The organism is Chromohalobacter sp. HP20-39, assembly GCF_033052815.1.
Classification (GTDB): domain Bacteria; phylum Pseudomonadota; class Gammaproteobacteria; order Pseudomonadales; family Halomonadaceae; genus Chromohalobacter.
On record NZ_JAWHTP010000854.1, the window covers coordinates 1 to 257 of the forward strand.

Below are 257 nucleotides of genomic sequence, written 5' to 3' on the forward strand. Positions count from 1 at the left end.
GATAGAACTGCACGGCCCGGCGTTCCAGCTGCATGAGCGATTCAGCCGTCTCAGGGCTGACCTTCCATTGGCTTGCCTTTGCCAAGCTCTCATACGGCAACAGCAAAGTCGGGCCGTGTTCGTGATACCCAGCCGGCTGCCTTGGCTGGCTCGCGAAACCGTATTGAAGGCGTTCCGCCGACACGTAGTTCCCCCAGAGCTGCACCAACAGCACGACCGCGCATAACGACACAACGCCCACAGAGGCCCAGGCCATG

1 protein-coding gene is annotated in these 257 nt (G+C 61.1%); it reads right to left on the reverse strand.

What is annotated here, in order from left to right:
• A partial coding sequence (locus tag RVY79_RS20385) for a hypothetical protein (RefSeq protein WP_317466408.1) occupies positions 1-214 on the reverse strand: 214 nt, incomplete at its 3' end.
• Between the last annotated feature and the right edge of the window lie 43 nt (positions 215-257).